The 24,086-nt window shown below is 65.1% G+C and carries 23 protein-coding genes and 1 tRNA gene; 5 read left to right on the forward strand and 19 right to left on the reverse strand.

The window, feature by feature from the left end; all coding sequences use genetic code 11:
- The first annotated feature begins 129 nt into the window (after nt 1-129).
- Nucleotides 130-1,530, forward strand: a complete 1,401-nt coding sequence (locus HT578_RS05010) for a diguanylate cyclase domain-containing protein (RefSeq protein ID WP_213502411.1) — start codon at nt 130-132, stop codon at nt 1,528-1,530.
- 136 nt (nt 1,531-1,666) lie between these two features.
- Here the strand turns inward: HT578_RS05010 and HT578_RS05015 are convergent.
- From HT578_RS05015 to HT578_RS05030, 4 genes are all read right to left on the reverse strand, one after another.
- Nucleotides 1,667-1,742 (reverse strand) — tRNA-Lys (locus HT578_RS05015).
- A gap of 30 nt (nt 1,743-1,772) precedes the next feature.
- Nucleotides 1,773-2,315: a 2-amino-4-hydroxy-6-hydroxymethyldihydropteridine diphosphokinase gene (gene folK / locus HT578_RS05020; protein ID WP_239026489.1), complete on the reverse strand. Its 543-nt coding sequence runs from the start codon at nt 2,313-2,315 to the stop codon at nt 1,773-1,775.
- A gap of 4 nt (nt 2,316-2,319) precedes the next feature.
- Nucleotides 2,320-3,195 (reverse strand): N-carbamoylputrescine amidase, encoded by an 876-nt coding sequence (aguB, locus tag HT578_RS05025; RefSeq protein ID WP_213502413.1) that lies wholly within the window; start codon nt 3,193-3,195, stop codon nt 2,320-2,322.
- Between the two features lie 14 nt (nt 3,196-3,209).
- Nucleotides 3,210-4,061: a class I SAM-dependent methyltransferase gene (locus tag HT578_RS05030; protein ID WP_213502414.1), complete on the reverse strand. Its 852-nt coding sequence runs from the start codon at nt 4,059-4,061 to the stop codon at nt 3,210-3,212.
- A gap of 159 nt (nt 4,062-4,220) precedes the next feature.
- Here HT578_RS05030 and msrA point away from each other — a divergent pair, with 159 nt between their 5' ends.
- Nucleotides 4,221-4,757: a peptide-methionine (S)-S-oxide reductase MsrA gene (gene msrA / locus HT578_RS05035; RefSeq protein ID WP_213502415.1), complete on the forward strand. Its 537-nt coding sequence runs from the start codon at nt 4,221-4,223 to the stop codon at nt 4,755-4,757.
- 128 nt (nt 4,758-4,885) lie between these two features.
- Nucleotides 4,886-5,965, forward strand: coding sequence for a choice-of-anchor A family protein (locus HT578_RS05040; RefSeq protein ID WP_213502416.1), 1,080 nt, complete (start codon nt 4,886-4,888; stop codon nt 5,963-5,965).
- Between the two features lie 246 nt (nt 5,966-6,211).
- On the opposite strand, the gene HT578_RS05045 is transcribed toward HT578_RS05040, so the two are convergent.
- Nucleotides 6,212-7,450, reverse strand: a complete 1,239-nt coding sequence (locus HT578_RS05045; protein ID WP_213502417.1) for an RsmB/NOP family class I SAM-dependent RNA methyltransferase — start codon at nt 7,448-7,450, stop codon at nt 6,212-6,214.
- Between the two features lie 55 nt (nt 7,451-7,505).
- Here HT578_RS05045 and HT578_RS05050 point away from each other — a divergent pair, with 55 nt between their 5' ends.
- Entirely contained in the window at nt 7,506-7,688 is a 183-nt protein-coding gene (locus tag HT578_RS05050) for a DUF1674 domain-containing protein (protein WP_213502418.1), read from the forward strand.
- 25 nt (nt 7,689-7,713) lie between these two features.
- Here HT578_RS05050 and HT578_RS05055 read toward each other — a convergent pair whose 3' ends face one another.
- From HT578_RS05055 to HT578_RS05105, 11 genes are all read right to left on the reverse strand, one after another.
- Nucleotides 7,714-9,210 carry a TolC family protein gene (locus tag HT578_RS05055; RefSeq protein ID WP_213502419.1) on the reverse strand — a complete coding sequence of 499 codons (1,497 nt, stop codon included), beginning with the start codon at nt 9,208-9,210 and terminating at the stop codon, nt 7,714-7,716.
- Nucleotides 9,210-10,112, reverse strand: coding sequence for an efflux RND transporter periplasmic adaptor subunit (locus tag HT578_RS05060; RefSeq protein WP_213502420.1), 903 nt, complete (start codon nt 10,110-10,112; stop codon nt 9,210-9,212). Before HT578_RS05060 ends, HT578_RS05055 begins: the two co-directional genes overlap by 1 nt.
- Complete coding sequence (locus HT578_RS05065) at nt 10,109-10,324, reverse strand: DUF1656 domain-containing protein (protein WP_039392694.1); 216 nt, start codon at nt 10,322-10,324, stop codon at nt 10,109-10,111. Before HT578_RS05065 ends, HT578_RS05060 begins: the two co-directional genes overlap by 4 nt.
- Nucleotides 10,321-12,408, reverse strand: a complete 2,088-nt coding sequence (locus HT578_RS05070; RefSeq protein ID WP_213502421.1) for an FUSC family protein — start codon at nt 12,406-12,408, stop codon at nt 10,321-10,323. Before HT578_RS05070 ends, HT578_RS05065 begins: the two co-directional genes overlap by 4 nt.
- The gene (locus HT578_RS05075) at nt 12,405-12,812 is read right to left on the reverse strand and encodes a MarR family winged helix-turn-helix transcriptional regulator (RefSeq protein WP_239026490.1); all 408 of its coding nucleotides are present in this window, start codon (nt 12,810-12,812) and stop codon (nt 12,405-12,407) included. The genes HT578_RS05070 and HT578_RS05075 overlap by 4 nt, the downstream gene beginning before the upstream one ends.
- Nucleotides 12,813-12,999: 187 nt before the next feature.
- Nucleotides 13,000-13,443 (reverse strand): L,D-transpeptidase family protein, encoded by a 444-nt coding sequence (locus tag HT578_RS05080; protein ID WP_338422168.1) that lies wholly within the window; start codon nt 13,441-13,443, stop codon nt 13,000-13,002.
- A gap of 138 nt (nt 13,444-13,581) precedes the next feature.
- On the reverse strand, nt 13,582-14,871 hold the full coding sequence (locus HT578_RS05085) for an adenylosuccinate synthase (RefSeq protein ID WP_213502423.1): 1,290 nt from the start codon (nt 14,869-14,871) through the stop codon (nt 13,582-13,584).
- Between the two features lie 152 nt (nt 14,872-15,023).
- Nucleotides 15,024-16,148, reverse strand: a complete 1,125-nt coding sequence (locus HT578_RS05090) for an ATP phosphoribosyltransferase regulatory subunit (RefSeq protein ID WP_213502424.1) — start codon at nt 16,146-16,148, stop codon at nt 15,024-15,026.
- Nucleotides 16,149-16,746: 598 nt separating this feature from the next.
- Nucleotides 16,747-17,361: a hypothetical protein gene (locus HT578_RS05095; protein WP_213502425.1), complete on the reverse strand. Its 615-nt coding sequence runs from the start codon at nt 17,359-17,361 to the stop codon at nt 16,747-16,749.
- A 356-nt stretch (nt 17,362-17,717) separates the two neighbouring features.
- Nucleotides 17,718-19,304 (reverse strand): phosphoglycerate dehydrogenase, encoded by a 1,587-nt coding sequence (serA, locus tag HT578_RS05100; protein ID WP_039392687.1) that lies wholly within the window; start codon nt 19,302-19,304, stop codon nt 17,718-17,720.
- A 126-nt stretch (nt 19,305-19,430) separates the two neighbouring features.
- Nucleotides 19,431-20,564: a phosphoserine transaminase gene (locus tag HT578_RS05105; protein WP_039392686.1), complete on the reverse strand. Its 1,134-nt coding sequence runs from the start codon at nt 20,562-20,564 to the stop codon at nt 19,431-19,433.
- Between the two features lie 448 nt (nt 20,565-21,012).
- On the opposite strand from HT578_RS05105, the gene HT578_RS05110 reads away from it, so the two are divergent.
- Nucleotides 21,013-21,696, forward strand: a complete 684-nt coding sequence (locus tag HT578_RS05110; RefSeq protein WP_213502426.1) for an extensin family protein — start codon at nt 21,013-21,015, stop codon at nt 21,694-21,696.
- A gap of 28 nt (nt 21,697-21,724) precedes the next feature.
- On the opposite strand, the gene HT578_RS05115 is transcribed toward HT578_RS05110, so the two are convergent.
- The 3 genes from HT578_RS05115 to HT578_RS05125 all read right to left on the reverse strand — a co-directional run bounded on the left by HT578_RS05115 (nt 21,725) and on the right by HT578_RS05125 (nt 24,083).
- Complete coding sequence (locus HT578_RS05115) at nt 21,725-22,174, reverse strand: hypothetical protein (protein ID WP_213502427.1); 450 nt, start codon at nt 22,172-22,174, stop codon at nt 21,725-21,727.
- Between the two features lie 171 nt (nt 22,175-22,345).
- Complete coding sequence (locus tag HT578_RS05120) at nt 22,346-23,110, reverse strand: proteasome-type protease (RefSeq protein ID WP_039392683.1); 765 nt, start codon at nt 23,108-23,110, stop codon at nt 22,346-22,348.
- 97 nt (nt 23,111-23,207) lie between these two features.
- Complete coding sequence (locus tag HT578_RS05125; RefSeq protein ID WP_213502428.1) at nt 23,208-24,083, reverse strand: transglutaminase family protein; 876 nt, start codon at nt 24,081-24,083, stop codon at nt 23,208-23,210.
- Nucleotides 24,084-24,086 lie beyond the last annotated feature (3 nt).

The following is a 24,086-nucleotide window of genomic DNA, read 5'->3' on the forward strand; positions in this document are numbered from 1 at the left end:
CGTCGCCTCGCGCCGAGGCAAAGTCGGTTGACGCCGATACGAGAGGTTACACCTACCTTCCCCCTAGGCCGCCGTTTTAATTTGGCATTTACCCTCATGGCCTTCCCGGCACGGCAAAAGGGGTATGGGATGGAGCACGACATTCTCACCATTGATGGCGATCCCATCATGACCCAGATTCTCATCGAACAGCTCGCCCCACTGACGCGGCCGCGCGTAGCCGCGAACGCAAGTGAGGCGATGAAGCAGATCGCACGGCGCGTGCCCGACCTGATCCTGCTGGACACCGAGTTGCCCGGCACCCACGGGATTGACCTGTGCCGTGCGCTGCACAGCGACGCGCGGCTTGCCCACGTGCCGATCATCTTCCTCACGGCCCAGACCGGGGAAAGCTTCGAGATCGAAGGTCTGGAAAGCGGCGCCGTGGACTTCATCTCCAAGCCACCCCGCGGAGCGGTTCTGCGCGCCCGCGTGAAAACGCAGTTGGAACTGGCCCGCCTGACCCGCGAGCTTGAGTTGCTCAACCTGACCGATCCGCTGACCGGGCTCATCAACCGACGCCGCTATGACGAGGTGCTGCACAACGAGCTGGCCCGCGCTCGGCGAAGCCGCGAACCGCTCAGCCTGATCCTCGTCGACCTCGATGATTTCAAGCTCTTCAACGACCAATATGGCCATGGTGCGGGTGACGAGTGCCTGTGCAAGGTCGCGCAGCTCCTGCAAACCTGCGCGCGCCGTCCCGCGGACGCAGTGGCGCGCATTGGCGGGGAGGAACTGGCCCTGATCCTGCCTCACACCCCTGCGGCCGGGGGCATGGAGGTGGCACAGACGATCCTGACAACTCTGGAGGACGCCGCGCTCCCGCACCTGCGCTCCCAGGTCGCAGACCATGTCACCGTCAGCCTGGGCCTTGCCTGCCTGGAGCCATCCAGCGACATCGACACCGAAACCACGGTCGAGGCCATAGGCCGTGACCTAGGCGAACGTGCTGCGCAGGCCCTCTCCGAAGCGAAAGATTCAGGCCGGGCGCGCTTCGTCTATCGTTCGGGTCGCCGCCGTCCGGTACCTCCCCCGGAAACATCCCCTGAAAAAGATGCTCCCTGGCCCGAAATCAAAGGCATCGACAACGAGTTGTCGCACCAGCGCCTGTGTGGCAATCGCGAGCTGTTCATCACCCTTGTCGCCAAGTTGCTTGACCAGTTCGAGGACCTTGTAGAACCGCGCAAGTACGCGGACATGGAGGAAGATGAGGCCACCCTGCACTTCGCCCGCCGGCTCTTCAAACTGAAAGGGAGCGCCGACACGCTCGGCGCAACGCACCTGCAGTCCCTTGCCGCGGGTGCCGAGACGGCTTTGCGTCAGGCCGATGATGCGCAGATCGCGCTCCTGGTACGCACCATCCACGAGCACATGGACGAGATGCGCGCCAGCTGCGAGGCACTTTCCCCGCTCCCCTTCCAGATACCCAGCACACCAACGGCCTTCCCGCTGCGCGCGACAGCTGCCGGCAACAACATCGCTCGCCCCTGACGCCAGGGGACACATGTAACTGAGGCGGAGGCACGCAGTTCGGCACGGTGCAACCCTGCCTGCCACCTTCGGCAACCGCGAAGCGACTACTTGGTCTTCGCCCCCCGGGCAATTCCTGGACATTGTTTGGAAAAGGTGGTGAGCCCTGCTGGGTTCGAACCAGCGACCTACTGATTAAAAGTCAGTTGCTCTACCGACTGAGCTAAGGGCCCCCGACGCCGCTTTGCGGATCTGGTGGAGGCTCACCTAGGGGCATGTCGGGGCTTGGTCAAGCGCGTGTGTAACTGGTTGATCGACAAACCTGTCAGAGGATCCCGCCAGGTGCCCGCTATGGTGCGTGCCGGGGCGAGGACGAAATCGCGTTGGCGGAAGACGGGGTGGGGCAGGACGAGACTGGTGTGTCCGTCATCCTCGGCCCAGGGGCCCGCGCTCCACAGCACGATATCAAGGTCAAGGACGCGCGATTGCCAGTCCTGGCCGAGGCGCTTTCGCCCCAGCCGCGCCTCGATCGCGAGAAGTGCCCGCATCACGGCCAAGGGAGCCTGCCCAGTCTCGACGATGGCGGCCGCGTTGAGGTAGCGTCGGCGCGAGGGGCCGACCGGGGGTGTCTCAAGGAACGGCGAAATCGCCGTGACTTCGCCGATCTCCTCCCCGATCAGATCCAGCGCGCGCGTAAGGACCCGGCGCGGCGAGCCGATGCGCGGGTGGCGCATGTTCGACCCCAGCGCGACGAGATAGGCGCCCTCCTCATCCCGAGCCACGCCATGCCCCGCCGTGCCGGTCACGCTCTCAGACGTCCTGCGCGATGCGGCCATAAAGCTGGGGGCGGCGATCCCGGAAAAAGCCCATCCCTGCGCGGTGCTTCGCCGCACGTGCAAGATCAAGCGTTGCCACCAGCACGCCCGTCTCTTGCTTACCGAATTCGGTGACGTAATCCCCCCATTCGTCGGAAATGAAGGAGTGGCCGTAGAAGGTCTGCTCGGTCCCGCACTCAGTTTCGACGCCAATGCGGTTGGCGGCAATCACCGGCATGCAGTTGGAGACCGAGTGACCGATCATTGCGCGACGCCACATGCGACTGGTGTCGAGCGTGGCGTCGTAGGGCTCGGAACCAATGGCTGTGGGGTAGAGCAGAAGCTCGGCGCCCATCAGTGCCATGACGCGCGCGCATTCGGGATACCACTGGTCCCAGCACACCCCCACGCCCACGCGCACGACCTCGCCGTTCACCGGAACGTCCCAGACCTTGAACCCGTCGTTGCCCGGGCGGAAGTAGTACTTCTCCTCGTAGCCCGGCCCGTCGGGAATATGGCTCTTGCGGTAGGTCCCCATGATCGCGCCGTCCGGTCCGATCACCGCGAGCGTGTTGTAGTAGTGGTGCCCGTCCTTCTCGAAGAAGCTGGTGGGAATCGTCACCTTCCACTTCGCCGCCAGCTCACGCATGGCGATGACGGAAGGATGAGCCTCGGTCGGACGCGCCAATGCGAAAAGCTCTTCCTCTTCGGTCTTGCAGAAGTAGGGGCCCGAGAACAGTTCGGGTGGCAGGATCAGCTGCGCGCCCTTGCCCGCTGCCTCCTCGACGAGCGCGGAGACAGCGGCGATGTTCTCGGCCTCGACCTGCGAGCCGAGGGGAAGCTGGAGTGCGGCGACGGTGATGGTGCTCATGGGCCGGGCCGATATCAGTCCCGCTTGCGGAAAAGAAGCGTCATGCGGTCGCTTTCACCGATGGCCGCATACTTGGCCTTATCCTGCTCCTTGAGCGCGAACTGCGGCGGCAGCGTCCACACGCCGCCTTCCCAGTTGGCGGGGTCCTTGGCGTTGGCATTGATCTCCGAGCTGGCGACGAGCTCGAAGCCGTTAAGCTCCATCAGCCGCACGACATCGGCCTGGCGCAGGTAACCCTTGCTGCCATTGGTATAGCTGAAGGGCGCATCGGCCTTGGCGCGGTGCTGGACAACGCCCAGCAGGCCATCGTCCTTGAGGAGCGTGCGCATGGCCTTGATTTCGGAATCCGCGATGTTCCAGTTCATCATGTTGTGCAGCATGCGGAAGAGGACGATGCGGTCGTACGAGCCCTTCTCGGCATCGGGAATGTCCTTCAGCGTCATGCCCGAGACCGAATCGGGATCGACGCCGGTCCATTCGACGACCTTGCCCGGAAAAGCCGCAGCCGATTCGGCGAGCTTGCTTCCATCGAAGGGCACCACGTCCGGGTTGAAGTAGAGGCCGGTCAGATGCCCCTCCTCGGCAAGGTAGGGGGCCAGCATGCGCGAATACCAGCCGCCGCCCGGTGCGTATTCGCCGACCTTCATGTCGGGCGCAACGCCCATGAACTTAAGGGTTTCCACGGGGTGGCGGTAGACATCGCGGGCGCGGTCGTCCTTGCGGGCTGGGGTGGCGGCCGCAAGTTCGAGCAGCGCCTCGCAGCCATTGCACGAGACGACTTCGGCGCCATCCTCGGCCGCATCAGCCGTGACCGGGGCCGCGATCAGCCCAAGACAGGTGGAAAGAGCAAGCATGAAACGGCGCATCGGTATCCTCCTAGGCAGGGCGCGGGCTCCATCCGGAAGGGAGTGTCCACGCGCTAATTCCCTGAAGCGCGAACCTAGTGTCCGCCCGGCCAATGACAAGCACGGTTTCGATCCCTATCTGCACAGGGTACCCCCCCGATCACAAGGACAGGACAGATCATGGAAACAGCCATCGTGGCAGGCGGATGCTTCTGGTGCACCGAAGCGGTATTCCGCGACGTCATCGGCGTCACCGAAGTCGAGAGCGGCTATATCGGCGGCACCACCGAGAACCCGACCTACAAGGAGGTATGCACGGGCGCGACCGGCCATGCCGAAGGCGTGCGCCTGACGTACGATCCGGCCGCCATCTCCTATGCCCAGATCCTCGACGTGTTCCTGGGCACGCACGATCCGACGCAGCTCAACCGCCAGGGCAATGACGTGGGCACGCAGTACCGCTCGGCGATCTTCCCCCTCGACGATGCGCAACGCGCCGAAGCCAAGGCCGCGATCGCACGTGCGGGCGAGGCCAACACGGCTCCGGTGGTGACCTCCATCGAGGGGCCCGCGACCTGGTACCCGGCCGAGGACTATCACCAGGAGTACTGGGAAGGCGAAGGCCAGCGCAATCCCTACTGCATGGCCGTGATTCCGCCCAAGCTGATGAAACTTCGCAAGAGTTTCCAGAACGCCGTAAAAAGCGAAAAGGCCTGACGCCTACCGTGCACGAAGGACTGTCCTTGGACGGGACAGTCCTTCAATTAACCTTTATACAATTGCCAAGTCCTAGTAAGCGAACCGAAAGTCCGGCATCCGCCGTTAACCCAGGTTTTCCTTACTCCATGACCGATATTCGCAAGATTGCCCTTGGCGTGGCCACCCTGGCCGCAGCCCTCGCCCCTTCGGCCGTTCTTGCCGACTCGATCCCGATGGTCTCGGGGCTCGACATTCTGCGAACCTGGAACCTGGTAGTCCTGGGCGACCTCGATTCCACCTCGGAAGTCGAAGGCAAGACCTGGGTCGGAGGAAACCTCACCGGATCGTCCTCGAACTACCAGATTTCGGGCAGCGTCGACAATTCGAACGGCGTTTCGGGGCTGACCGTCGTTGGCGATGTCACCGGCAACATCAAGAACCTCAACAACGGATCGGGCGCCATTGTCGGCGGCAACGTAGCGAGCGGGTTCAACCTCAATGGCGGCACGCAGACGGTGCTGGTCGGCGGATCGATCAGCAACACCAACGTGAACAGTAACGTGGTGCAGGCGGGCCTTGGCGCCAGCGATCCCGCCTTCATCCAGAACCTCACCCAGCAAAAGAGCCTGATTTCCACCTCCACCCAGGAACTTTCCTATACGCTGGGTCAGATGGCGGCGACCAACACGGTCGCGATCAACGGCAACCGCGCGACCTTCACGGCAACGCCCGGAGCCGACGGTACGGCCGTCTTCAACATCACCGCGGCACAGCTCGACAGCGTGGGTGAGATTTCGTTCGACACCGGCGGCGCGGACACCGTCATCGTCAATGTCTCGGGCAAGTCGATCACGCTCAACGACAACTTCCTCGGCGATGCGAGCGGCCTTGGCGAGAACGTGATCTGGAACTTCCCCGAGGCCGAGGAACTGACCCTCTCGACCGCGTGGAAAGGCTCGGTCCTCGCTCCGCACGCGAACGCGCGCACGGGCAACTACATCGAGGGTTCGGCCGTCTTCGGCAGCCTCGACCAGGACGGCGAGATGCACGTGGGCACCTTCGCAGGTGGCTGGGACCCCAGCGGCGATCCCCACAGCGGCTCGACCTCGGGCGGCAGCACCTCGGGCGGAACCGATGTACCCGAGCCGGGCATGCTGCTGCTCTTCGGCCTTGGCCTGGGCGGCCTTGCCCTGATGGTGCGCCGCCGCCGCGCCCTCGTGGGCTGAAAAGAACACCGGTGAAAGGGTGATTCCGAGGGCCATCGCCCTCGGGCACCCCAAACTGTCTAGCACAGTGTGCTCGCGCGGTGCTGGCGGAGGTGGGAAAGGCTGTTATCCGGAAAATTGAGGGGCGAAGCCCCTCTAGAATGATCCGAGGCGTGCCCTCACCGCCCGCCCACGACATGGGCTGACAAAGGTGAGGTCGCCAGTTCTGGGGTCAAGGGGCGATGGCCCCTTGATAAATGATCTCTTCTACACCTTGCGCCAGCGCGCGATGAAGAAGCCGTCGAGCCCCCCCTGCCCGGCCAGCATGCCGGGATCGGTGCGCAGCCAGCCTTCTTCTGTCGGCGCCAGACCATCGGGAAGTTCCGCCTGCGTAATCGCTTCGGGCTGGAGTCCTTCGAGCGCGCGCGCCTGCGCTTCGCCTTCGGCCTCCTCCAGCGAGCAGACAGCATAGACCAGCACCCCGCCCGGCGCGAGCCACTCGGCGGCGCGGGCAAGCAGCTTTGCCTGAATCTCGGCCATCTCGTCGATCTGGCGCGGGCCGATGCGGTGCAGCACTTCGGGGTGACGGCGGCAAGTTCCGGTTGCGGTGCACGGTGCGTCGAGCAGGATTGCGTCGAACGGCGCCTCGGGCTCCCATTTCAAAGCGTCGGCCTGAACAACCTCGGCACCAAGGTTCGTGCGTTCCAGATTCGCCCTCAGGCGTTCGAGACGACGTCCGGCAATGTCGAGCGCGGTCACGTCCCAGCCAGCCGCAGCCAGCTGCATGGTCTTGCCCCCGGGAGCCGCGCATAGGTCGAGCGCACGGCGCCCCACGCCACCAGGCCCGAGAAGGCGCGCAGGCAGGCTCGCCGCAAGGTCCTGCACCCACCAGGCACCCTCACCGAATCCGGCAAGCTCGGTCACAGGGGTGCCACGTCCCAGCCGCACGTGCCCAGGCATGAGCGAGGTTCCGCCCAGCTTCTCGGCCCAGTTCTGCGTCTCGGACGCATCGCGCAGGGCAATGTCAAGCGGGGGCGGCAGCGCGAGCCCCTTCGCAATGCCCTCGACACGGCCACCCCAACGCTCATACGGCGCGTCGGGCAAAGTGGGCACGTCCGGAAGAAAAATGCCGCGCCTGGTGAGCGTGGAAAACACCCCATGTGCCAGACGGCGCGGACCACCAGCCAGGAGCGGCAGGCCAGTAGCGATCACGGCGTGGGCGGGCGTCTCGAGACGCAGCACCTGCGCCAGCATGATCTCCAGCACGGCCCGGGCCTTGGCGTCATCGGCGAGCGGCATGCGCGTGGCGCTGTCGATCAACTCGTCGAGGTCGGCGCGCCAGCGCAGCACCTCACCCGCGATCGCGCGGGCCAGCGCCCGGTCGGGCTCGCCACGCACGCGCGAAAGTGCCGAACTGGCGGCCTGGTCGAGCGTTTCGCCCCGCCGCAGCACGGCATCGATGAGATTAAGCGCGGCACGGCGCGCGGGAAGACCGGGAATATCCATCGCAGCGCCTTACAGGCGATTGCCTTTTCCCGCCAGTCGTCGCAGTAGGGGCTCCATGATCAAGCGCGCAACAACCCGTCCCGAAGGCTTCGTGAAGCCCGCACACTGGACGAACGAGCCTGCGCCCGAGCCCACGGGCGAGACCAAGACCACAGCACCCGAAGGGGAAGAGCCCGAAGGCATCTCCCCCACGCGCTACGGCGACTGGGTACTCAAGGGTATCGCGGTCGACTTCTGAGCCAGGCCTGATCGCTCCCGAGCGGTCAGTTTGTCTCGGAATTTCCCGGAGCCTGGGACGCGTCTGCAGCCGCCTGCGCGGCGGCGGCTTCCTCATCCGCGTCCTTCTGCCAGCCACCGCCCAGCGCCAGGAACACGGCGATCTGGTTGTCGACCAGCGCGGCTTCGGCCGCGGCATGGGAGACTTCCGCGCTCGCCAGTTCACGCTGTGCGGTCAGGAGCGAGAGAAAATCCGCGCGGCCAAAGCGGAACAACTTGTTCGCCTGCGCCGCGGAAACCCCGGCGCTGTCCGCCGCCTTGCCCAGTGCCGCCGCGCGTTCACGGCCCCGCGCGTACTCGTCGAGCGAAGTCTCGGCCGAGCGCAGCGCTTCCAGAACCGTCGCATCGAAACGGGCGATATCCCCGCGCACCTGCGAGTTCGCCTGGTCGATCCGGGCACGGACCTGGGACTGGTAGGGCCAGCTCCAGCTCAGCAAAGGACCGAGACCAAAGCTCAACGATTCCTGCTTGGGCAGGTTCTTCGCCTGGTTGAACGCCATGATCCCGCCCGCAAGGCTGATCGAGGGGTACAGGTCCGCCGTCACCACGCCGATACGCGCGGTGTCCGCCGCAATCGTACGTTCCGCCTCGCGGATATCAGGCCGGCGGCGGATCAGCGCCGCGCCATCGCCAATGGGCAAGGGGCGTGAAAGTCGGGGCAGGCTCGCACAGTTCTCGACATCGCGCGGATAGTCCGCAGGCGCCTTCCCGAGCAGGGTCGCAAGCAGATAGAGCGCACCTTTACGCCGCGCATAGAGTGCCGGAAGGTTCGCCCGGCTCGCATCGACCGCGGTCTGCGCCCGGCTGACATCGAAGCTGGTGCCACGCCCGCCCTTCTGGAGCCGCTTCGTCGCATCGAGCGTCTCTTCCTGCAGCCTCACCACCTTCTTTACGGTCGCGATCTGGTAGTTGCTCGTACAGACATTGGCATAGGCGCGCGCGGTCGCCGCCGCGACCGTCGTGCGCACCGTGTCACGCGCCGCCTCGCGCGCCGCGCGGTCTGCCAGGCTCGCCTCGATGCCGCGCTTGATCTTGCCGTGCAGGTCGAGCGGATAGGTGACCGAAAGACCAAAGGTTCCGGTCAGCACGCCAGGCAGGTTGGTGTTGGCCGAACGCAGCGAATAGTTGCGCTCCTGCTGGACGTTGCCGGAAAGCTCGGTTCCGAAACCATATTCCCCGGCCTGCTCGCGCACGACGCCATCGGCGCGCAGCACGTTTTCCTCGGCCGCGCGCAGGTCGGCATTGGCGCTCAGAGCTTCCTCCACCAGCGCGTCGAGACGCGGGTCCTCGTAAAGCCGCCACCAGTGGTCGGGCAGATCAGCCTGCGCGAAGGCGTCGTCGTCGCCCGAATCGAAGCTGCCCTGCGCAGCCGGGGTATTCGCCACGGAGTGTTCGGGCGGCGTATAGTCGGGCCCGGCCGTCGCGCAGCCAGCCAGCGCCAGCCCGAGCGCACCAAGGGCGACGTAGGAACGCAGCGTTCGCATCACTGCCCCTCGCTCTTCGGCTCGGCCTTGACCTTTTCATGCTGCTCGACCGTCACCGTCGCCGTGCGGCCCAGCACGAGACGCACATCCTTGGGCACGTCGATCAGCTTCACGCGTACCGGGATACGCTGGGGCAGACGCACCCAGGCGAAAGTCGCCTCGACGTCAGGCAGGAGGTTGCTGGCGTTTCCGCGCGAGCTGTCCGAGATACCCGCCGCGATGCTCTCAACCCGGCCCTTGAGGTCCTTTTCCTCGCCCATGAGATGCACCGTCACCGGCGCGCCAATGTGGATCATGGGAAGCTTGGTTTCCTCGAAGTAGCCCTCGATGCGCAGCGAGTTGCGGTCGACCAGCGCCATCGCCTGGTTGCCCGCGGCAAGGTAGTCGCCCGGATGCAGGTCAAGGTTGGTCACCGTGCCATCAACCGAAGCCACGACCTGCGTACGCTCCAGATTGAGCCTTGCGCCATCGAGCGCACTCTTCGCCTCGGCGAGTGCGGCCTCTGCCGTCTGCACGCGGGCCAGGTTCTGCTCGTGGGTTTCGGTGGCGACAAGATCGCCGAGGGCGCGGTCGCGGTTCGCCTCCCGGCGGGCCTGCGCCAGTGTCGCCTGCGCGCTCGCCACCCCGGCCTGTGCCTGTTCGACCGCCAGCGTATAGCGCGGCTTGTCGAGCACGAAGAGCAGGTCGCCCGCCTTCACCTTCTGGTTGTCCTGGACCTCGACCGAGGTGACGAGCCCGGAAATGTCCGGGGTCACGCGCACGACTTCGGCCCGGACCCGCCCGTCGCGCGTCCAGGGGCTGCGCTCATAATGGTTCCACATCCAGATCGCGATCACGATCGCGATGAGGACAATGACGATGGTGGCCGCGCTGCGGCCGATCATGGCGAGTATGTTTTTCATGGGGCGAAACCGAAATGGGGAGCAAGAAAGGCCACGGCACCGAAGACGATGACGTAGAGGGCGAAGTCCACCAGCGCGCGATAGGCCACGAAGCGGTAGATGCCGAAGCGGTTGAACAGCCGGATCAGGACAATCGTGCAAAGCGACGCGATGATCCCGAAGACCAGCAGAGACGGCACGTAGATGCCGTTAAGCGAGAACTCTCCGTTCATGGCTTTCCTCCGGGAGGGGTGGAGACGCCCGTGAATGGCGGAGCGTCGGCGAAAAGGGTGCGACGAAGGGTGATCAGGGGCAGTGCGGCGCGGCGCCGGACGCTTTCCACAGGATTGGCCTGAAAACGTGCAAGAGCCGCGTCGATCCGGGCCAAGAGCGTGGGATCGTCGGTGGGCGGCTCCTCGGGCGTGAGCTTGCGGTAATAGCCCTGCATCCCCACCAGCACGTCCGTAAGGGGCGCGTGCTGTGTCTTGTCGATATCCAGGCGCAGGGCACGCAACTCGCCGACGGCGACACCTGCGCGCAGATCGCGCAAGATGTCGTAATGCGGCTCCACCGGAGCCTTGCCTGCCGCCTTAAGCCGCGGTCCGAGCTGGGCCTGGCGGTCCAGCATGCGGGAGATCCAGCCTTGCAGGTTGGGACGGGCCCATCGGTTGCTGCGCTCGGCCAGATCGTTCCAGCCCGCGCGTAAGCTGCGCTTGATGGCGTGATGGACGCCGGCTGTCTGAATGATGCGGACCATACCTGCGGCAAAGAAGATCGCCACGAACGTCGCCATCTGGGAATTGAGGAAGGTCGCGAAGGTTGCAGGCACCCCGGGCCCCAGGTCCGCGCCATACTGCTCGGAGATGATGAAGGGACTTCCCAGCCCCAACATCGTAGGCAGTGCAAACCCGGCCGTCTTCGGATTGGCGATCAGCGCGCCCAGCACCAGAAGCGCCGGTGCCAGTGAAACCGCCATTTCGGGAAATCCGTCGAGCATGGGCAGGATCGCGAAGCCATAGGCCCCTGCGATAACGACGGAAAGAACCGTTCCCTTGAAGAAGCCGACGACCGGAGGGAGGGAATTATCCATCGCCCCGAACAGCGCCGGGAAAACCGAGGCCAGCATCAGGAAGGTGCCCCCATCGCTCCAACCGCTGAAATGCCAGATCAGCGAGCCCACGACGACCGTCAGCATCGCGCCGCCTGCCGCACGCGCCGCGCCGCCGTAGTCGCGATTGAGCTGGCGCTCGCCGATGTCGGCGAGAAGCGCAGGAATGCGGGCAGAGACCGGACGCGTCGAGGGCGCGACATACTGCGCCTTGAGCACCCGGCAGTTGAGATGGGCACGAACCAGTTCGCCAAGCCGCGCGACCAGGCTCATGTGGAGCAAGGCCACCCAGTCGCTCTGGGCATCAATCCCGGGTTCCAGTTCCGAGCAGCGCACCATCAGGGCATCGCCGGTTTCCTCTATGGCTTCCAGGTCGTCATTCAGCGTGTCGATCCAGCTGCGAATATCGGCCATCAGGGCCATGGTGCTCTCGGGCAGCGCCTCGTGCGCACGCAAGGTGGCAATGCGATCGGCGATGGCCGCGCCCAGCGGCATGAGGTGGGCGAGATTGTCCTCCATCGCGCGCACCAGTTTCACGCGCGGCGCAAGTTGGGTGGTCTCGAAGGGAAGGTGAACCGACTGCTGATGCAATTCGGTAATGTCCTGGGCAAGACGGCGACGCTCGATATCGATCTTCGGATCGGGTTCAAGGTCGAGCGTGTCGCGGCTCCAGACTTCCGCGTCCTTCAGAATCGCCGCCATGCGCCCTGCCAGCGCGCGCGACACCGAGCCTGGAAGGACGACGCCGTGGATGAGCGCGGAGCAGAGGATGCCGATAGCGATCTCCTGCGCGCGCAGGGTCGCAACGTCGAACACATGCTGCGGCGCATCGACAATCGGCCACACGATGAGGCCCGCCGTATAGCCCGAAAGCACGAACATGTACGAGGTCGGCTTGCGGTCGAGAAGCGAAAGGAAGACGCAGAACCCCAGCCAGCACGTCATGGCGCTGACCAGCAGCACAGGGCTGTGCGCCAGCGGCGGCGCGATGAAGATCGCAAAGCACGCGCCCACGAAAGTACCGATCAGGCGGAACAGGGCGCGCGAGACGACTGCGCCTGCAAACGGGCCAGAGACGATGTAGGCAGTAAGGAACGCCCAGTAGGGACGCTCCAGCCCGATCGAGAAGGCGATGAAGGTCGCCAGCATGGAAGCGATGTAGCACTTGAGTGAAAACACCGCGGCACTGATGCCCCAGCGGTTGGTCATGTGCGTGCGCGCCGCTCATTGATACGGGCTGCAATGAGATCCAGAACCTCGACCGTCGTGGCGAGGTCCTCTTCACTGATCCCGTCGAGCAGTTCGGCGCGCAGCTCGATGAGCCGGGCATCAATCTTGCGCGCCAGGCCTGCGCCTTCGCCCGTCAGGTCGAGGATCTTGGCACGACCGTCCTCGGGATCACCTTCGCGCGAGACAAGGCCCGCCCGTTCGAGATGTTGCAAGGTACGCACCAGCGAGGCCTCGGTAATACCGATCTCACGCGCCAGGTCGGACTGGCGCATGCCTCCCCCCCGACGCTCGAGATGGAGCAGCGCGTAGCCCGTCGAATTCGAGATCTCGAGCGAGGCCAGCACCCGATCGGCCAGCTGCCGCCAGCTACGGGCAAGTGTCATGACATGCGCTGGCAGAGCAGCGGACAGGGAATCGCGGTGAGGCATGGATGCTTAGTTAGGCTCCTAAGCTTTTTCCGCAACAGGGTGTGTTTTGCGTTTTACATTGCAGCAATGTCGCTTTTTGCAACCCGGAAAAGAAAGAAATGCCTGCGCGGCACGCGCGCACAGCCGCGCATCATGCCTTTTATCAGGGACGGATCTCGATGGGCGTGCCGTCGGGTACGGCCTCCCACAAGGCCTCGATCTCAGCATTGGAGAGCGCGATACAGCCGTCGGTCCAGTCCCCCGGCACACGCCCCTCCCCCCAACCGTTGGGCTGACCGTGCAGCATGATCATCCCGCCCGGCGAACGCCCCCGCGCCCTCGCGTAGGCCCGGTCGGCTGCGTTGGGATAGGAGATGTGGAGCGAGAGATGGTAGCGCAAATTGGGATTGCCCCAGTCGATGACGTAGCGGCCCTCGGGCGTGCGCTCATCCCCCTCGAAGCGCTTGTGGCCTTGCGGGCTGTCCCCGAACTGCAGTCCCTCGATCACGTGGACGAGACGGCCGCCCTTCCCCGGCTCTCCTTGCCAGAGTTCCAGCGTGCGCGCGGACTTGGTGACGCGTAGGAAGTCGAGAACCGGCAGCGGCAACGACCCAGGAGCCTCCGCCGCGGCGGGAACCAGGGCCCAAAACAGAAGGATCGGGGCAAGCCTGCGCATGCCCCGATCCTATCAGGCCCTCAGCGGGCCGCCAGTCCGCACGTATGCGGAGCAAAGCACCGCCTGCGTTCAGTCCGCGAAGGGATCGCGCACGAGGATGGTGTCTTCACGCTCGGGGCTGGTCGAGACCAGCGCAACCGGGGTCTCGATCAGTTCCTGCACGCGCTGGATGTACTTGATCGCCTGCGCGGGAAGGTCCGCCCACGAGCGCGCGCCCGCGGTCGTGCCCTGCCAGCCGTCCATTTCCTCGTAGATCGGCTCGACGTTCGCCTGGTCGGCGGCGTGGCTCGGGAAGTAGTCCAGGACCTTGCCGTTAAGGCGATAGCCGGTGCAGATCTTGACCTTCTCGAAGCCGTCAAGGACGTCGAGCTTGGTCAGCGCAATGCCGGTCACGCCCGAGATGGCGCAGGACTGACGGGTGAGGACCGCGTCGAACCAGCCGCAGCGGCGCTTGCGGCCGGTGACGGTGCCGAATTCATGGCCACGTTCGCCAAGACGCTGGCCGGTTTCATCGTCGAGTTCGGTCGGGAACGGGCCCGACCCCACGCGCGTGGTGTAGGCCTTGACGATGCCCAGCACGAAGCCGGTGGCCGACGGGCCAAGGCCCGAACCGCTCGCCGCCGTGCCCGACACCGTGTTCGAGCTGGTGACGAAGGGGTAGGTGCCGTGGTCGACGTCGAGCAGAACGCCCTGCGCGCCTTCGAAGAGGACGCGGGCGCCCGCCTTCTTGACCTTGTTGAGACGGCGCCAGGTCGGCCCTGCAAACTGCAGCACGAACGGTGCGATCTCGGCCAGTTCCTTGAGCAGCGCTTCGCGGTCGATGGGCGGCTGGCCGAAGCCGGCGCGCAGCGCATCGTGGTGGGCGCACAGGCGGTCAAGCTGCGGCTCGAGCGCGTCGAGGTGCGCCAGATCGCACACGCGGATCGCGCGGCGGCCGACCTTGTCCTCGTAAGCCGGGCCAATGCCGCGACCGGTGGTGCCGATCTTGCCCGCACCTGCCGCCGCTTCACGCAGACCGTCAAGTTCGCGGTGGACCGGCAGGATCAGCGGGCAGTTGTCCGCGATCGCGAAGTTGTCCGCGTTGATCTCCACGCCCTGGCCGCGCAGCTTCTCGATTTCGGACTTGAGGTGCCAGGGATCGAGCACAACACCGTTGCCGATGATCGACAGCGTGCCGGTCACGATGCCCGAAGGCAGCAGCGACAGCTTGTAGACCTGCTCGCCCACGACGAGCGTGTGCCCGGCGTTGTGGCCGCCCTGGAAACGGACAACCGCGTCGGCCCGGCTGGCCAGCCAGTCCACGATCTTGCCCTTGCCCTCATCGCCCCACTGGGCGCCGATCACCGTTACGTTTGCCAACGCTTCACGCTTTCACTGCTAATTGAAGTTCCGAGGCGCGCCCTAGGGGAAGGAGGCGCCAAGGGCAAGGTTTGGACGCCGCCATCTGCAATAGAATTGCCATGAAGGCCGCCTTGCGGGGAATTGCATTACCCACAAGGCCACCCTGCCCCTTACAGCGCGACCGCCTCGCGCCCTTCCAGAACGTGCGAGCAGCCCAGCCCACGGGGATCGTCGCTGTCCGACAGCGCGGCCAGCGTAATCCAGCCCACGGCGCGCTGCTGGGCAGCCACCTGCACGTCGTAACCCAACGGGAGGAAAAGCTTTTGCGGCTCGTCCGAGGTGGCGGCAAGCGCGCCGATGAGCGGGTCGGGATAGAGCGAGAAGCCGGTCGCGGCCTCGGGCTCCTCGCCCGCCTGGCCGAGAATCTGGTAGGTCCCGCCCCGGCCCAGGCTGCCCGAAATGCCCTCGGCATAGATCGTGAAGCCGAACCAGGACTGGTATTCAAAGCCATGGCGCTCGGACGGGTCGAGCGTGAGGCGGGCCTTGCCGCCCACGCGCGCGGCAATGGCGCGCAGCCCCTCGATACGGCTGTCGAGCGCACCGCCCGCCTGGAACGACTCCAGCTGCGCGATGGCGCTCTCGAACGGGCCGACCGCATAAAGCAGCGGGAGATAGCCCTCGCCGCCCACGTCGACGAGCCCGCCTGCGTCCTTGGCATCGAGCATCTCGCGCACCTTCTCGATCTGCGCAGCGTCCAGCGGCAGCGGCCCGGCGCTCAGCGTGTCGACAAGATCCGGCAGCGTGAAGTCGACCGAGATCCCGGTCGCCCCGGCGCTCGCCAGGGTCTCGATGGCCAGCTCCACGATCTCGGCGGCCGCCGCGACCGTGTCGGTGCCAACCAGCTCGGCGCCCAGCTGCAGACGCTCGCGCGCGGGGTCGAGGCCATCGCCCTTGATGGTCGAGACCGGGCCCGAATAGGACAGGCGCAGCGGGCGCGGCGCGGTGGCGAGGCTGGTCGCGGCCATGCGCGCGACTTGCGCGGTGATGTCCGAGCGCAGCGCAAGAAGGCGCAGCGACGCGGGATCGACGAAACGGAACATGCGGCGCGCCTGGACACCGGCCATGCGGCTCGCCAGCGACTTCTCGAATTCGAGAAGCGGCGGCTCGACGCGCGCGTAGCCGTGGCTGGCCAGAACGTCATGCCCCACGCGGCGCACATGCTGTGCGGCACGGGCCTGCGCGGGCAGACGGTCTCCAAGCCCTTCGGGCAACAGGTCGCGGTCGGTATCCTGCATGTGAACGTTTCCAAACTCCAATGGCCGGACGGCAGATCGGGCGATCCGGCGCTTTCGAACCGCGCGCGGGAAGTGCGCGGCCTTGTTCGGGTGCGCCTATAGGGCCAGCAAGACGGATTCAGCAAGCCGCGAGCCACCCCCGCGCACGATCTTGCCAGCTCCGCCCCGATTTCACGCCCCTATCGGCCCCAGGGACGATACCCAGGTTGACACAGTTGACACTGTCCAGAGGAAGATCGTGTCACCTGTCACCCTGCGCCACCCCGCCCCGCCGTCCGGCCCTTGCAGAATTGTACCGCCACGCATCCCTTACCTTTCCGACCGCCCCAACACGGCAGAGCGAACGGAGAGAATACCCCAGGCGCCCCGGTGTAGGAAAATCCAATCTCACCGCGCGCAAGGCCAAGGCCCTGCCGGCGTCCTCGCACGTGCCTTGCTTGAAAATGCGGCTAAAAAAAGCGGAAAGAGGTTGAGTTCCGAGGGCCATCGCCCTCGGGCTCCCCAAACAGCCTAGGTCAGCGGCGCGCGTCCCCCGCGAATGGCCGCGATCCTTCTTTGCAGATCGTGATGTGAAGACCCGTCATGCCTCGCGATGCACTCAAGTTTCCGCATTCGGCGCATCGGGTGCTTGAATGCTGAAGCGGATCAGCAACTCCTCAACATACGAGACCGGGACAGAATCTTTATCGTACAATCTGGTGAACGCCTGTCCTCGTACTTGCTGGCAGGCCACATCGGCATAGGGACTGCTCTGCGCCGAGGCCCCTTGGCAATCTGCGACCCGCCCTTCGCCGTCGATGTACACCGAAACCGGCACATCCAGTTGATTTTCATTCTCGCCGGGCAGGTTTGCGACGAATAGCTCCATATCGGGATTCGCTTTCAACCCGAGGTCAATTCGTCTCGTCCCTGCTTGAAATATATAGCGCAGTCTGCCGTACGCGCGGCCTCCATCGGCCTCGGCAGGCTTCAACATTTTCATCTGCATAAGAGTGGGGCAAATGGCTTCGGCCATTTTCGAATTGCCCTTGCTCCGCAGTATTTTGCAGCGCAACGGTTTGCCCTCGGGCGACAGTATCAGGTCAAGTTCTGCCGCGACATTGCCATCTATTCGCAGTTGCGCCAGGCCCGAGCCAATTTCCAGAATCTTGTCGCGACTTAAAGTTGGCGCCGTCAAGTTTGACGACAGCCCAAGTAAAATCAAAGAAAGCATGACCACACCTCCGCCCCGAGAACCTTCAACAACGCGAATGTCTCTTTCTGAAGATCATGACACTAAAAGGTTCTTGAGAAGACACAATCGCTCCATTCCTCACAACACCATCAATGCGAGCTTCGCCCAGACGGCACCGGACCGACCCTGGCGAGAACAGCGACAGCAGGAGGAAGCGACCTCTCCAATAGGCCACAGCTCTCCGATTCCGGGAGCGCGAGGGCGATGGCCCTCGCATTTGTCTTCCTTCCCCTTCTTCGAGGTTCCCAGCCCCTTCGAAACGAAAAGAGGGCGAGCCCGAAGGCCCGCCCCCATGATCGTTCGTAACTACGACAGCCCGGAGGCCGCGGCGGGGATCAGGCGAACTTGAGCGCCTTGACCAGCTTCACGCCCGGAAGGGCTTCGGCCTGCTTGAGCACGTCCTCGGGGACCGCGCTGTCGACCGAGAGCATCAGCACGGCTTCGCCGCCGGTCTCGCGCCGACCCAGGTTGAAGGTGCCGATGTTGATGCCGTTTTCGCCCAGCAGCGTACCGATGCGGCCGATGAAGCCCGGGGCGTCCTCGTTGACGATGTACATCATGTCGCCCGACAGGTCGGATTCGACGCTGATGCCGAACAGTTCGATCAGGCGCGGGTCCTGGTTGTTGAACAGCGTGCCGGCCACCGAACGCTCACCAGCTTCGGTCTTGACCGAGACGCGGATCAGCGTGTGGTAGTTGCCTTCGCGCTCGGTCTTCACTTCGCGCACTTCCAGACCGCGCTCCTTGGCGAGGTAGGGGGCGTTGACCATGTTCACCGAGTCCGACTGGACGCGCAGGAACCCGGCGAGAACAGCGGCGACCATCGGGCGCATGTTGAGTTCGGCGGCCGCACCTTCGGTGTGGATCGAGATGCGCGGGACCGAATCGCGGGTCAGCTGGCCGACGAGGCTGCCGAGCTGTTCGGCGAGCTTCATGTAGGGCTTGAGCTTGGGCGCTTCCTCGGCCGAGAGCGAGGGCATGTTGAGCGCGTTGGTGACGCCGCCGTTGACGAGGTAGTCGGCAAGCTGCTCGGCCACCTGCAGCGCGACGTTGACCTGCGCTTCGGTGGTCGAGGCGCCCAGGTGCGGGGTGCAGATGAAGTTCGCGCACTCGAACAGCGGCGAGTCCTTGGCCGGCTCGGTCTGGAACACGTCGAGCGCGGCACCGGCGACGTGGCCGCTGTCGAGCATCTTCTTGAGCGCGTTCTCGTCGATCAGACCGCCACGCGCGCAGTTGACGATGCGCACGCCCTTCTTGGTCTTGGCGAGGTTGTCTTCCGAGAGGATGTTGCGGGTCTGCTCGGTCAGCGGCGTGTGCAGCGTGATGAAGTCGGCCTTGCCCAGGACGGTGTCGAGGTCGGCCTTCTCCACGCCCATTTCCACGGCGCGCTCAGGGGTCAGGAACGGATCGTAGGCGACGACCTTCATCTTGAGGCCGAGCGCACGGCTGGCAACGATCGAGCCGATGTTGCCCGCGCCGATGAGGCCGAGCGTCTTGCCGGTGACTTCCACGCCCATGAAGGCGTTCTTCGGCCACTTGCCTTCCTTGGTCTGCGCGTTGGCTTCCGGGATCTGGCGAGCCAGCGCGAACATCATGGCGATGGCGTGCTCGGCGGTGGTGATCGAGTTGCCGAACGGGGTGTTCATGACAACCACGCCCTTGCCCGAGGCATAGGGGATGTCGACGTTGTCGACGCCGATGCCGGCGCGGCCGATGACCTTGAGGTTGGTCGCGGCATCAAGGATTTCCTTGGTGACCTTGGTCGAGGAACGGATGGCGAGACCATCGTATTCGCCGATGCGGGCGATCAGCTGCTCGGGCGTTTCGCCGGTGATGACGTCCACGTCGCAGCCGCGCTCTTCGAAGATGCGCGCAGCGTTGGGGTCCATCTTGTCCGAAATGAGAACCTTGGGCTTGGTCATTTTACAAATTCCTTGTCGTCGTCCCGCGCGTCCACACATGGACAGCTGGCGGGGAGCACAGGCGGCACATGGCCAGGCCTGCGGGAGAACCGGCCCCGGCGCAATGGCCGGGACACAGCGACAAAATCAGGCAGCGGCCTTGACGGTGGCGTAGGCCCAGTCAAGCCAGGGACCGAGATCCTCGATGTCCTGGGTGTTGACCGTGGCGCCGCACCAGATGCGAAGGCCCGCAGGCGCATCGCGGTAGCCGGCGAGATCGAAGGCCGCGCCTTCCTTCTCAAGTGCGGCGGCGAACTTCTTGATGAAGTCGGTGTCCGCGCCTTCGACGGTAAGGCAGACCGAGGTCTTCGAACGGGTCGCCGGATCGGCGGCCAGGTGGCCGAGCCAGTCGCGCTCTTCAACGATCTTGTCGAGAGCGGCCGCATTGGCGTCCGAACGGGCCTTGAGGCCTTCGAGGCCGCCCAGGTCCTTGGCCCACTCCAGCGCGAAGATCGCGTCTTCGACGGCCAGCATCGAGGGGGTGTTGATCGTCTCGCCCTTGAAGATGCCCTCGATCAGCTTGCCGCCCTTGGTCATGCGGAAGATCTTGGGAAGCGGGCGATCGGGGGTGTAGGTTTCCAGACGCTCGACCGCACGGGGGCCGAGGATCAGGACGCCATGGCCGCCCTCGCCGCCCAGGACCTTCTGCCAGGAGAAGGTGGCCACGTCGATCTTGGACCAGTCGATGTCGTAGGCGAAGACGCCCGAGGTCGCGTCGGCGAAGGCCAGGCCTTCACGGTCGGCGGGAATGAAATCCGCATTGGGAACGCGCACGCCCGAGGTGGTGCCGTTCCAGGTGAAGAGCACGTCGTTGCTCCAATCCACCTGGGTGAGGTCGGGGATCTGGCCGTAGTCGGCGCGGATCACGGTGGGGTCGAGCTTGAGCTGCTTGGCCGCGTCCGTCACCCAGCCTTCGCCGAAGCTTTCCCAGGCGAGCGTGGTGACCGGCTTGGCGCCGAGCATGGTCCACATGGCCATCTCGAAGGCGCCGGTGTCGGAACCGGGGACAATACCGATGCGGTGGGTGTCGGGCAGCTGCAGCACTTCGCGCATCAGGTCGATGCAGTACTGAAGGCGCGACTTGCCGATCTTCGCGCGGTGCGAACGACCCAGCGATTCGGTGGCCAGCTTTTCGGGAGCAAAGGTGGGTGCCTTGGCGCAGGGACCCGACGAGAAATGCGGACGCGCAGGCTTGCGCGCCGGAACCGTAATATCAGTCATTTAAGACTCTCCTCACAGAGAGCACGCGCGGCGTTGGGACCGCGTGGCCCGAAGCCGCATCTAAAGCGTTGCCCGATCATGTCAAACGATTCCCGCTGCCAATCGGGGCAATTGTACGATGGTCGGATACATCTCGGACCCAAAGGGCACTTTCGCGTGATGGCGCCCGCGCAGAGACGTCCGCCAGACACGAAAAAGAAGTTGTCTTTCAAGGGGCCATCGCCCCTTGACCCCAAGATCGGCACCCTCACCAGTCTCCGCCAAGGCGGCGCGACAAAGGTGAGCTTGACAGTTTGGGGAGCCCGAGGGCGATGGCCCTCGGAAACATCTTTCTACCTTTTTCCGACTGCTGCCCTGCCCGCAGCGCCAACTCCTTGGAACTCCAGCGATCTCCACGGGTTGAGTGAGCAACCTCACGTTAACCACGCAGGTGTGATAAGCTCGTTCCATGCGCAGAAACCTGCTGATCCTGCCCCTTGTGGGCCTGCTCGGCGCCTGCATCGGCAGCCCGCAGCCGCCTGCCTCGCAGCGCGAGAGCGCACGGCAGTCCCAATCCTCGCGGCCATCGCGCGCCTACAGCCGCCCCAGCCCCGCCTTTGGCCAATGCCTGAGCGAACTGAGCGCGCAGCACGCCGCCTTCCAGCCGCTCGACGACAAGTACTTCGGCAAGGGCTGTTCAACCGTGAACACGGTGCGTCTGTCCAGCCTTGCCAGCGACACCGCCTCGCTTGGCCTCTCCAACCTGGGGCCGGTGACCTGCACGGTGGCGACCGGGTTTGCCGGATGGGCGCGCTTTGGCGTCGACCGCGCGGCCGAGCAGATCCTGGGCAGCCGCATCGCGCGGATCGAGACCTTCGGCAGCTACAACTGCCGCAACGTGGCGGGGACCGCGAAGCGTTCGGGCCATGCCACCGCCAACGCCATCGACGTCTCCGGCTTCGTCCTTGCCGACGGACGGCGGATTTCGGTCCTGGACGACTGGGAACAGGGATCCGGCGCGGAAAAGCGCTTCCTGCGCGTCGTCCACGAGAGCGCCTGCAAGCGGTTCGGCATGGTGCTGGGTCCCGATTACAACGCCGCACATGCCAACCACTTCCACCTGGAAGCGAGCGGCGGGAGCTATTGCCGCTAATCGGCGGCTGTCCCCCAGCCCCCTTCCCTCAACTCCCGAAGGCGCGGATTTCAAAGGGGCGCGCGATGTCGAGCATGACTTGCGCGCAGGGGCGCCGCCGGGGCCCCTTGCCCGGCTTGATGAGAACGCGCGCCTTGCACAGGATCAAGGTCTGGGTCAGGCGCCAGTCCTCGGCCCATTCGGCGTAGATCGACGACAGGCTCGGCGGCAGGTAGCCGATGCCTTCGCCCGTGATGTGGACGGCGATGCGGTTGCAGGCAAAGCCATTGGGCGCGGTCTCGACCAGCCGGGCGAGAAAATCGCGCCCGAGCACTTTTGCCTGACTGGTCCCATGCGTGACGATCCCCGCCACGGCTGTGGGCGGCTCAGCCCCCCAGGCCAGCGCCGAATGGCCCCGGGCCAGCCGCACCACCTCATGCGTGTACTGCCCCTTGCCCGCGAGGAAGTAGCCCTTCCCTTCGGTGCGCACGTCGCGCATGCGCGCCGCCGAACTGCTCTGCGCAGGCCCGCGGCCACCTTTTCTGAACAATCCAAGGCCCATGATCCGCTCCATTCTTGTGGGGGAGTCGAAGCCTTGGGGTACCACGCAGGCAGGCGCGTTAGCAGCGCCAACTAACTCGGAAATGGAGGTGTTTTGCGCTCTCGCGGATCAGGCCGACAGGCCACCCGCATCGCCGTCCATGCGGTAATCGGGCAGCGCTTCCAACGCCTGGCGCAGCGCCTCGCCCCAGCCGTCCGAAACCGACTGCAGATAGGGGTCGCCCGCCTCGATGCGCCGCTCGTGGAGCGGGGTGAAGCGGTCGCGCTCGATCACCAGAAGATCGAGCGGGAGGCCCACCGAGAGATTGGCCTTGAGGGTCGAATCGAAGGACACGGTCAGCAGCTTCACCGCCGCCTCGAAGCTCATGTCGGGCTCGTAGCCGCGCAGGAGGATGGGGCGGCCGTACTTGGTCTCCCCGATCTGGAAGAAAGGGGTGTCGAAACTCGCCTCGATGAAGTTGCCTTCCGGGTAGATCATGAACAGGCGCGGCTCCATCCCTGCGATCTGGCCCGCCACGATGATCGTCGCGCTGAAGGTGCCCGCCGCCGCGCGCTGGCCGTTGTCCTCGACCCGGCTGGCGATCGTCTCGTGAAGGAGGTTGCCCACGATCGTGGCGACCTGGAACATCGTCTCGGCCTCGAGCAGCGAGTTGTGCCGGTCCGAAGGGGCCTTGTTGCGCTCTTCCAGCTGGCTGATCACGGCCTGCGTGGTGGCCAGGTTGCCCGCCGTCATGATCGTGATGATTCGCTCACCGGGCACTTCCCAGTGGTTCATCTTGCGGAAGGTCGAGATATTATCGACCCCCGAATTGGTCCGCGTGTCGCTCATGCACACGAGGCCACGCTCCAGCATCATGCCAACGCAGTACGTCATGGAAGCTCTTGTTCCTGCAAACTTTTCTGAGGAGCGCCGGAGCCCTGCCCCGAACGTCTCACGTCCCGTAACCTGAACAGACGGGACAGATCGACCTTCAGGCCGAGCCGCTTCCCGTCTGCTGCTGCTGCACCCCGTCGCCGGATTGCTGCTGCTGCTGTCCTCCTAGCAGCTTCTCCGCCACCGACAAATGGACATCGAGGCTCGTCGCGCCGCCGCCTTGGGAAATACCTGTAACCGGCGCAGCCTCGCGATAATCGCAACCCGTGGCTACGCGGATGTACCGCTCATCCGGGCAGACCTTGTTGGAGATATCGAAACCGACCCAGCCCAACCCCTGGACGTACGCCTCGGCCCAGCCGTGCCCGGCCTCCTGCTCCTCGCGGTCGTCCATCTTGAGATAGCCGCCCACGTAGCGCATCGGAATGTCGAGCAGGCGTCCGGCGCTGATGAAGATATGGGCGTGGTCCTGGCACACCCCCTTGCCCGCCGCGAGAGCCTGCTCGGCCGTCGTCGTCGTGTCGGTCTCGCCCGGCAGGTACTCGACCGCCTCGCCCACCGCGTAGGACAGCGCGTGGAGGAACCCGAGCGTATCCTCCCGGTCCGCCTCGACCGAGGCGACGAGCTGGCGCACCTTGTTGCCCGCACGGGTAAGGTCGGTCGGACGCAGGAAGCACCACAGCGGCATGTGCCCGCAATGCATGCCCGTGACCCCGTCGCTGATCGAGGTCTGCACCGAGCCCTTGCAGGTCACGATCACTTCGCGCGCGCCCGCCTCCAGCGAGACGAGCGCGGTGTGGTTGTTGTGCTGGTCGTCGTACTCGGCCTCGACCTTCGCGCCGGTCAGCTCCATCGTCCAGTCGAGCACCTCCTGCCCGTGGGTGGACTTGGGTTTCAGGCGCAGGCGCTGCAATCCATGCGAAACGGGGTCTTCGAAGACATAGCGGGTCGTATGGGAAACGGTCAGCAGCACGAA

The organism is Novosphingobium decolorationis, assembly GCF_018417475.1.
In the GTDB taxonomy this organism is placed as follows: domain Bacteria; phylum Pseudomonadota; class Alphaproteobacteria; order Sphingomonadales; family Sphingomonadaceae; genus Novosphingobium; species Novosphingobium decolorationis.

Bases quoted from the DNA above. Each gene is read 5' to 3' on its own strand.
- msrA (WP_213502415.1), top strand. From the start codon at position 4,221: ATGGAAACAGCCATCGTGGCAGGCGGATGCTTCTGGTGCACCGAAGCG.
- HT578_RS05055 (WP_213502419.1), bottom strand. From the start codon at position 9,210: ATGCGAACGCTGCGTTCCTACGTCGCCCTTGGTGCGCTCGGGCTGGCG.
- HT578_RS05045 (WP_213502417.1), bottom strand. From the start codon at position 7,450: ATGGATATTCCCGGTCTTCCCGCGCGCCGTGCCGCGCTTAATCTCATC.
- HT578_RS05095 (WP_213502425.1), bottom strand. From the start codon at position 17,361: ATGCTTTCTTTGATTTTACTTGGGCTGTCGTCAAACTTGACGGCGCCA.
- HT578_RS05090 (WP_213502424.1), bottom strand. From the start codon at position 16,148: ATGCAGGATACCGACCGCGACCTGTTGCCCGAAGGGCTTGGAGACCGT.
- HT578_RS05075 (WP_239026490.1), bottom strand. From the start codon at position 12,812: ATGACACTTGCCCGTAGCTGGCGGCAGCTGGCCGATCGGGTGCTGGCC.
- serA (WP_039392687.1), bottom strand. From the start codon at position 19,304: ATGACCAAGCCCAAGGTTCTCATTTCGGACAAGATGGACCCCAACGCT.
- HT578_RS05040 (WP_213502416.1), top strand. From the start codon at position 4,886: ATGACCGATATTCGCAAGATTGCCCTTGGCGTGGCCACCCTGGCCGCA.
- HT578_RS05070 (WP_213502421.1), bottom strand. From the start codon at position 12,408: ATGACCAACCGCTGGGGCATCAGTGCCGCGGTGTTTTCACTCAAGTGC.
- HT578_RS05050 (WP_213502418.1), top strand. From the start codon at position 7,506: ATGATCAAGCGCGCAACAACCCGTCCCGAAGGCTTCGTGAAGCCCGCA.
- HT578_RS05010 (WP_213502411.1), top strand. From the start codon at position 130: ATGGAGCACGACATTCTCACCATTGATGGCGATCCCATCATGACCCAG.
- HT578_RS05110 (WP_213502426.1), top strand. From the start codon at position 21,013: ATGCGCAGAAACCTGCTGATCCTGCCCCTTGTGGGCCTGCTCGGCGCC.
- HT578_RS05120 (WP_039392683.1), bottom strand. From the start codon at position 23,110: ATGACGTACTGCGTTGGCATGATGCTGGAGCGTGGCCTCGTGTGCATG.
- HT578_RS05105 (WP_039392686.1), bottom strand. From the start codon at position 20,564: ATGACTGATATTACGGTTCCGGCGCGCAAGCCTGCGCGTCCGCATTTC.
- HT578_RS05065 (WP_039392694.1), bottom strand. From the start codon at position 10,324: ATGAACGGAGAGTTCTCGCTTAACGGCATCTACGTGCCGTCTCTGCTG.
- HT578_RS05115 (WP_213502427.1), bottom strand. From the start codon at position 22,174: ATGCGCGACGTGCGCACCGAAGGGAAGGGCTACTTCCTCGCGGGCAAG.
- HT578_RS05060 (WP_213502420.1), bottom strand. From the start codon at position 10,112: ATGAAAAACATACTCGCCATGATCGGCCGCAGCGCGGCCACCATCGTC.
- HT578_RS05030 (WP_213502414.1), bottom strand. From the start codon at position 4,061: ATGCGCCGTTTCATGCTTGCTCTTTCCACCTGTCTTGGGCTGATCGCG.
- aguB (WP_213502413.1), bottom strand. From the start codon at position 3,195: ATGAGCACCATCACCGTCGCCGCACTCCAGCTTCCCCTCGGCTCGCAG.